General features: G+C 45.9%; 4 protein-coding genes. 1 reads left to right on the top strand and 3 read right to left on the bottom strand.

The window, feature by feature from the left end; translation table 11 throughout:
• The coding region (locus QUA62_RS16090; protein ID WP_333405360.1) for an ATP-binding protein at nt 1–2016 on the top strand (2016 nt) is incomplete at its 5' end.
• Between the two features lie 129 nt (nt 2017–2145).
• Here QUA62_RS16090 and QUA62_RS16085 read toward each other — a convergent pair.
• From QUA62_RS16085 to QUA62_RS16075, 3 genes are all read right to left on the bottom strand, one after another.
• Nucleotides 2146–4368, bottom strand: a complete 2223-nt coding sequence (locus tag QUA62_RS16085; protein ID WP_333405358.1) for a PAS domain S-box protein — start codon at nt 4366–4368, stop codon at nt 2146–2148.
• A 413-nt stretch (nt 4369–4781) separates the two neighbouring features.
• Nucleotides 4782–6260 carry a leucyl aminopeptidase gene (locus tag QUA62_RS16080; RefSeq protein WP_333405356.1) on the bottom strand — a complete coding sequence of 493 codons (1479 nt, stop codon included), beginning with the start codon at nt 6258–6260 and terminating at the stop codon, nt 4782–4784.
• 86 nt (nt 6261–6346) lie between these two features.
• Nucleotides 6347–7525 (bottom strand): transposase, encoded by a 1179-nt coding sequence (locus tag QUA62_RS16075; RefSeq protein ID WP_333405354.1) that lies wholly within the window; start codon nt 7523–7525, stop codon nt 6347–6349.
• Nucleotides 7526–7874: the final 349 nt, after the last annotated feature.

Below are 7874 nucleotides of genomic sequence, written 5' to 3'. Positions count from 1 at the left end.
TACCTGTATCGATTCACATTGAATTACTGGTTGGAAGACTTTGCTAAAGCAGAACACGATGCCGCTCAAACGCGACAGTATTTGGCTGGAGGGATGGGAAGTATTGTTGAACCGATCTTCTACTTCTATGATTCTCTAAACGTGCTGGCCACTGGGTCGGAATCGATGTCGCAGTCGGAGCCGCGATGGCAGCGAATGGAAGAAAATCAAGCCAAGCTCAAAGACTGGGCAGATTATGGCCCCATGAATTACTTGCACAAATATCATTTAGTTGAAGCTGAAAAAAATCGCGTTCTTGCTCGCAAAACAGAAGCTATAGAATTTTACGATATAGCAATTAAAGGAGCCAAGGAAAACGGTTATATCCAAGAGGAAGCATTAGCCAACGAACTCGCCGCAAAATTCTACCTTGATTGGAGCAAAGAAAAAGTCGCCGCCAGCTATATGCAGGAGGCATATTACTGTTATGCCCGTTGGGGTGCACTAGCCAAGGTTGAAGACTTAGAAAAAAGGTATCCCCAATTACTTCAGCCTATCCTGAATCCGCCCACACTTCGCTTTAATCCTCTAGAGACGCTGGCAACGATTAGCCACTCTTCGCACACTTCCACCACCAGTAGCACGAGTATTTCCGATGCCCTAGATTTCGCATCTATTATGCAAGCTGCTCAAGCTTTATCCAGTAAAATTCAGCTTGATGAATTACTCGATACCCTCAACCAAATTATTTTGAAAACTTCTGGGGCAGAAACTTGTGCTTTGCTACTCCCCCATCAGAAGGAATGGCAAATCCGGGCAATAACTCACATCAATCCAGATAACCAACCACCCACAACCCTGCTGCAAACCCAACCTCTAGATGGCTCGGCGGTGATTCCGCTCAAGCTGGTTTATTATGTCAAACACACCCTGGAAACTGTGGTAATTGAAGGTGGCAAGACCGATATTCCGGGTTTAATGAATGACTGTACGCTCCAGTATCACTCTCAGAGTATGCTATGTACTCCGATTCTCGATCGCGGGAACTTAGTTGCGATACTTTATCTGGAACATAGCTCGACAAAAGGAGTGTTTACTCGCGATCGTCTCCTCATCCTCAACTTCCTCTGCACCCAGGCTGCCATTTCCCTAGAAAATGCGCGATTGTATCAGCAAGCCCAGGACTACGCTCACCAGGTGGAACAATCTCAACTGCAATTAGTGCAGAGCGAAAAAATGTCGGCTTTGGGGAATTTAGTAGCCGGGGTTGCCCATGAAATTAATAATCCAGTCGGATTTATTTCTGGTAATATTCATGAAGCGATCGCCGCCGTCAAGGATATTAAAGAATACTTGCAACTCTATAAAGAAAAATTTCCCAGTCCGGGTGAGGAGATTGAAGAAAAAGCTGAAGAGAGCGATATCGAATATCTCTTAGAAGATTTACCCAAAATGTTGAATTCGATGCAAATCGGGTGCGATCGCATCCAAGGTATCAGCACCAGTCTTCGTACCTTCTCCCGCTCCGACAAAGATTACAAAGTTCCTTTCAATATTCATGACGGAATTAACAGTACGATTTTGATTCTAAAACATAGATTGAAAGCGAACGAACAGCGTCCAGCGATTGAAGTTGTGAAAGAGTACGGGAACTTGCCATCAGTTGATTGCTTCCCCGGACAATTAAATCAGGTGTTTATGAATATATTAGCCAATGCCATTGATGCACTGGAAGAATCAAAGCGGGAACCGAGTTTAGAGAAGACTAAAGCCCCAGCCCATTGCATCAGGATTCGGACAGAAATGAAGTCTAAGGATTGGGTGAATATTCGCATTTCTGACAACGGGCCAGGGATATCAGATGAGATAAAAGGTCATATTTTTGACCACTTATTTACAACTAAAGGTGTGGGTAAAGGCACGGGATTGGGTTTGGCGATCGCGCGGCAGATTGTAGTTGAGAAACACGGCGGTATGCTAGAAGTCTACTCAACTTTAGGTCGAGGTACAGAATTTACCATTTCACTGCCATGTTGATTATTACCTAGGTAATTTCTAGCCAATTTTTGGATTTTTCTGGAAAATTAAAAGTTTTTTACACCCCACTTTACAATTTATAGCGATCGATAACTTCGGCCAAATTCTTGATACTTCCGCCGGACTAATTCATAAAGGAATCTCGATCGCAAATTCCGTACCTTCTCCTACGGTGGAACAGCAGCTCAAGGCTCCGGCGTGTTTTTCCGCGACAATTCGGTAACTGATGGCTAACCCCAAACCCGTGCCTTTTCCCATCGGTTTAGTCGTGAAAAACGGATCGAACAATCGGCTCCGCACGTCTTCTGTCATGCCGATCGCATTATCGGCAATGCGGATGCAAATACTATTTTCGTTCAGGGCTTCTGTGCGAATCCTAATAGTTGGTTTCCAATCGTCGCCGCCGGCCGCCGATCGCCTTTTTTGGTTGCAAGCATCTTCCAAAGCGTCAATACTGTTGCTAAGCAGATTCATAAATACCTGATTGAGCTGACCTGCATAACATTCTATTAAAGGGAGTTGACCGTAATCTTTGATTATTTTTATTTCTGGATAGTCGCCTCTGGCTCGGAGTTTGTTGTGCAATATTAAGAGGGTATTATCTATGCCTTCGTGAAGGTTAGTAAGTTTTTTTACCGAGTCGTCTAAACGCGAGAAGTTTCGCAAACTCAGAACTATTTCGCGAATGCGATCTGCTCCCATTTTCATCGAAGATAATATTTTTAGTAAATCTTCTGTCATAAATTCTAAATCGATATTGTCAATACATTGTCGAATTTCTACCACGGGCTGAGGATAGTGTTTTTGGTAAAGTTCTACAAGCTGCAACAAGTCTCGGATATATTGGGTGGCGTAGGAAATATTGCCGTAGATAAAACTGACAGGGTTATTAATTTCGTGAGCTACTCCAGCTACCATTTGACCGAGACTTGACATTTTTTCGGTATGAATTAGGTGAGCTTGAGTTTCTCGAAGTTCTTTGAGAGCGATTTCTAGCTGCTGGGCTCTGTTGTTGGCGATCGCCTCGGAGAGCCGCAAAGCATCCTCGGCTGCTTTGCGCTCTGTCATGTCAAAAATGGCGCCGTTGAGCGATAAAACTTCACCGTCTGCGTTGAAAAGGGCTTGACCTTTCTCTGCAACCCACCGCACATTTCCGTCGCAGTGAATTAGGCGATATTCGATGATGTAAGGTTGTTTTGTCTTAATAGCCCGCTCGATAATTGTCTCGATGTGGTCAGCATCATCGGGATGAACTATACTCGGAAAAGCCTGCACCGGTTTTTGCATAAAGTTAGCTGCGGGATAGCCAGAAATAGCTTCGATGCCACTGCTGATAAAAGTTAGGCTCGATCGCCCCGCAGCACTGCATCGGTAAACCGCACCGGGAATGCTAGAAACTAATGACCTAAATTCTTCTTCCCTTTCTCGCAAAGCGGCCTCAATCCGCTTGCGCTCGCTAATGTCGCGAGCAAACGCGCACTGATATTCTTTGCCGTTAAATTCCAAATGGTTGATCGTAATTTCTACCGGAAAAATGCGACCGTACTTAGTGAGGTGGTGAACTTCAATATTAACCGAACCGCAGCGTTTTAAGACTTTCCAGTGCAAACTCCAAGCAGTTTGGGGAAAATCTGGATTGATGTCGTGCACGGTCATCGAGAGCAATTCAGTGGCAGAATATCCCAATGAAGTGCAAGCAGCGTCGTTGACGTACAAAAATTTACCGTCGGGCCCGATCCAGAATATCGCATCTGCCGATCGGTCGATCGCAAATTGAGTCAGTTGCAACTTTTCCTCAACCCGTTGGCGATCGGCAATTTCTTTTTCTAACTGTTCGTTAAGCGAATTGAGAGCTAAAGTGCGATCGACAATAGTATCTGAAGCGTAAAGATCGATCGATTGTTTTGGCAATTCTCCTTTCTCGATATCATGCTGGTGCTGATTTTCTTCTACCTGTTTTAACGACTGTTGTTGAAATTTTTCTCTTTGATTGAAACCAGACTCGGCAAGTGCTTTCGGCATCAGGGCGAGGGCGACTGCGGCTAAAAGCCAAGAAATCGAAGCACTTGTAGCTTTGAGAGTTACCGACAGCCAATATATGGAATGCCAAAGCGTCCAAACTTCTGTCAATTTAGCCGCGCCCCAGACAAAAAAAACAACGGCAAACACCCGGAAAATCCTGCGGTGAGAACCTTGGCGGGTAAAATAAACTAAAGATAGGGCGATCGAGCAATAAGCCAGTGCCGTCAGCGAGTCAAAAACAGCGTACAGTCGCAACTCCGGCACCGCATTGCACCCGAGTGCCGAAGATACAGCAAGTGGTGAAAAAAAAATTGTTAATTGTTCTTGCATGAAGTTCAAGAAAAAAATTATCTGTACCAATGCAAATCCGATCAAATCTAATTATTTGATTTTGGCTAGTGAAATATTTACATAATTATATACTTTTTTCATTTTTTCTGAAACCGCTATTTTTTCAGCGAATGTCAAAACTGTCGAGGTTTGGCCCCGGGAACGAAGCTTTATCCCAAGTATGAGCAATGCCGATCGTCACTGCTCGCAACGCTTACGTTCCTCGCAGTGAGGGAATAGATAGGTTCGCCTCCTTATGGCTTCTGAAACATTTAAATTTTTAATGATCGTTATTAAGTTTGCTTTTAGATGACTTAAGCTGTGAGCCTGGGGTCTTAAACCCCAGGCTCTCTCATGGACTAGCAGACTTTTAAGGCAGAGAAAATCTCAATTTATGCGCTCGAAATCCACACTTAAGCGCCGCCCAGCGCCCAATGCACCAAAGTCCGAACTCCAAAACCGGTAGCCCCAGGGCCATTGTAGCCATTTTCTTTGTCACTCCAAACCGGGCCGGCAATATCTAAATGCGCCCATGCAGTATCCTTTACAAACTGCTTCAAAAATAGCGCCGCCGTAATCGAACCGCCGGGACGCGGGCCTGTGTTTTTCATGTCGGCGTGCAATGCTTTCAAGCCCTCAAAATATTTTTCTTCCATCGGCATTCGCCAAAATTTTTCGCCTGCCAATTCTGAGGCTGCGACTATTTCGGCGGCGACGCTATCTTGAGGACTCCACAAACCCGCGATATCGTCGCCTAAAGCAATTACGCAGGCCCCGGTTAGAGTTGCTAAATCGACAATCGCGTCAACTCCCAATTTATCAGCAAATACCAAAGCATCAGCCAGGGTTAAACGGCCTTCAGCGTCGGTATTGTTGACTTCAATTGTTTTGCCGTTGGAAGCTGTAAGGATGTCTCCAGGGCGCATGGCGCGGCCGCTGATCATGTTTTCAGTGACGGCGCTGATAAAGTGAACTTCCACATCGGGTTTGATGTGTCCGATCGCCTTTGCCGCTCCCAAAGTAGCGGCAGCGCCGCCCATATCTATTTTCATCATTTCAATGCCGCTGCCGGCACCTTTGATGTTCAAACCCCCAGAATCAAAGGTCAATCCTTTGCCCACAATAGCTATTTTGCGGCGCGGTGTGCCTTCGGGTTTGTAAGTTAAATGGATGAATTTTGGTGGTAAATCCGATGCTAGGGCTACGCCGAGAAAAGCTCCCATGCCTAGTTTTTCACAGTCTTCCCGCTCCAATATTTCTAATTCTAAACCGCATTCGGCAGCCAGACTTTGAGCAGTTTCTGCCATGGTAATCGGGGTGACAAAATTTGCCGGGGCTGCGACTAATTCCCGTGCTAAAATGACTCCGGCAGTGATTTGGCGGGCGCGGGCGATCGCACTTTCGGTACCGGCAAAACCGAGCAAATGAATTTGTTCGAGTTGCGGGCTTTTGTCTTCATGTTCCGATTTGAAACGGTTGTCTTGAGTCAAGGAGAGTTCTACACCTTCGGCGATCGCGCTTGCTGTAACATCCGGCGCGTTTTTCCACACCGGAAAGCTAATTCCGAGGGTTTTGCATTTCTCTTTTTTGGCTAACTTGGCGCAAACACCTGCTGCTTGCCGCACGGTGTCTAATTTTAAGTCCTCTGTTTTGCCCAAACCGACGATCGCAATTTTGCGAATGGGATTATTGCCGCCGACACGGGTGATGGCGCTCGTGCCCACTTTGCCCTTAAAATCTACTTCCAGTAGCAGCTCTTTCAAAGTGCCTGCCAGCTTTTCATCTAATTGTGCCAGATCGCCCGTGAGTTCCAGGGCGTCCTCAAATAGACCAATTGCCAAGGCGTCTCCGGTCCAAACAGAGCGGGGCGTATCGGTGACTAGAAATTCCATGTTTTGATTTAGAGTTGAGATTTTAGACTTTAGATTGTACTTTTTGACACCCCCCCGGCCCAAGCGCGAGGGATTCTAGCGGTTGTCTAAGACGAGGCTGAAGCCGTCGTCAAAGACGCATCACCAGTTAAGGGACTGTCATTGACCCCATCCTCTGAATCAACGATTTCCATTACAGACACCGCTTTCTGAAGATTCAAAGGACACGCAAATCCTACCCACTGCCCAATATTTTGCGAAGCGTTCCAGTCCGCGTTACAGCGATACCCATCAAATCCTTTGAATTGGTGCTTGACTCGTTTGCCCATAACACCATTTCGATGATCCGATTTACTGGTATAGGGTGCCGGCACCGACTCAACGGGAACACCTGCACGAATCGCTTTATAGCGGGTGAAGATTTCAAGCTGATAGAACGCCCAAGCATCTCGGTTCTGAGCTGCATCCGATTTGGTTTTCTTGCGTTGCTTTGAGGTACTTCTGATTTCAGAAAGATCCTCAAACCGCAATCCCATTCCGAAGTATGAAGCAAACTGAACCAACTGCCTAGAAATCTCGTGATTGATCTGCGTCATGATGCGACGCTCACGCGATTCTAGCTGCTTAACCTTTTTCAGCTTTTTCGCTTCTTGGAGAACCTTACGGGTTTTCTGAAACCGTCGTCGGGTGGCTTTAACTTTGCGACCATTCCAGAACTTGCCGAAGGAGTTGGGCAGTGCTGCGACTGCAATATTGTTTTGTCCTCGATCGACTCCAATCCAACCTTTAACATCACCTGCATCGGGAACTTCCATCGATACAGAAATGAGTGCATACCAAACACCTTTTTTGGACTTGCATAGCTTCAGACTGCCTAATTTGGCAGAACCTTCGATCGCTTTATCCAAAACTTCGGTATGCGAGGCGGCATGAACATCAAGAGGAATTCTTCCTTTCCGCCCTCGATAGAGACTGAAAGAGACAGTGAATAAATTGCCAGACTTGAGAACCTCATAACCTTGGTTGTTCACTTCAAGCCACATTTGCTTAAAGTGCTTCACCTTAGTTTTTGCATGGGTGTTCCGAATGGTTTGATTGATCCACATCGATCCAATCTCAATATGTCTAAACGCGGCACTCGTCAGCTTTTTACGCTCCTTGTTGTCAACTGCCAGCAAAGCATTTGCAACAGCCGTATTGACGGCGGTTAGCCGCTCAAATTCAAGTGCTTTGCAGGCATTCAACCTGTGAAACGGAAGCTTTAACGTTAGTGTTAGCTGAGCCATATTAAGAACGACCTTAACTTGACCTGTTAATTGTATCCTGCAAATAGTCGTAGGATATGAAGAATGGTTAAATATCCGACCCATACTGCGGGAAGACAGCCTGTTGTTAGCTTTCCTCTCCCGGCCCCAGCACGGAGGCTCTAAGCATAAGTTTTGGTAGTTAGTGGTTTGTCGTTTTTCCTTGGTGCGGGCAAATAGATCGATCGCACAAATTTTCCGCTCCACATCAAAATAAATTCTGCTACTATATCAGCCAAGTCCGCCTGCGATCGGATCTCGCGCCAATCTCAATAATCTGTTTTGGGGTCTGCCAAAAGGACCCGCCCCACTCTTAACATTTATTTCTCGT

Origin of the sequence: Microcoleus sp. MON1_C1, from assembly GCF_036701945.1 — a bacterium.
Lineage (GTDB): Bacteria > Cyanobacteriota > Cyanobacteriia > Cyanobacteriales > Microcoleaceae > Microcoleus.
This window is presented reverse-complemented; position numbering and strand designations above follow the sequence as displayed.

Coding starts and splice junctions, on each gene's coding strand:
- QUA62_RS16085 (WP_333405358.1), bottom strand. CDS start 4,368: ATGCAAGAACAATTAACAATTTTTTTTTCACCACTTGCTGTATCTTCG.
- QUA62_RS16080 (WP_333405356.1), bottom strand. CDS start 6,260: ATGGAATTTCTAGTCACCGATACGCCCCGCTCTGTTTGGACCGGAGAC.
- QUA62_RS16075 (WP_333405354.1), bottom strand. CDS start 7,525: ATGGCTCAGCTAACACTAACGTTAAAGCTTCCGTTTCACAGGTTGAAT.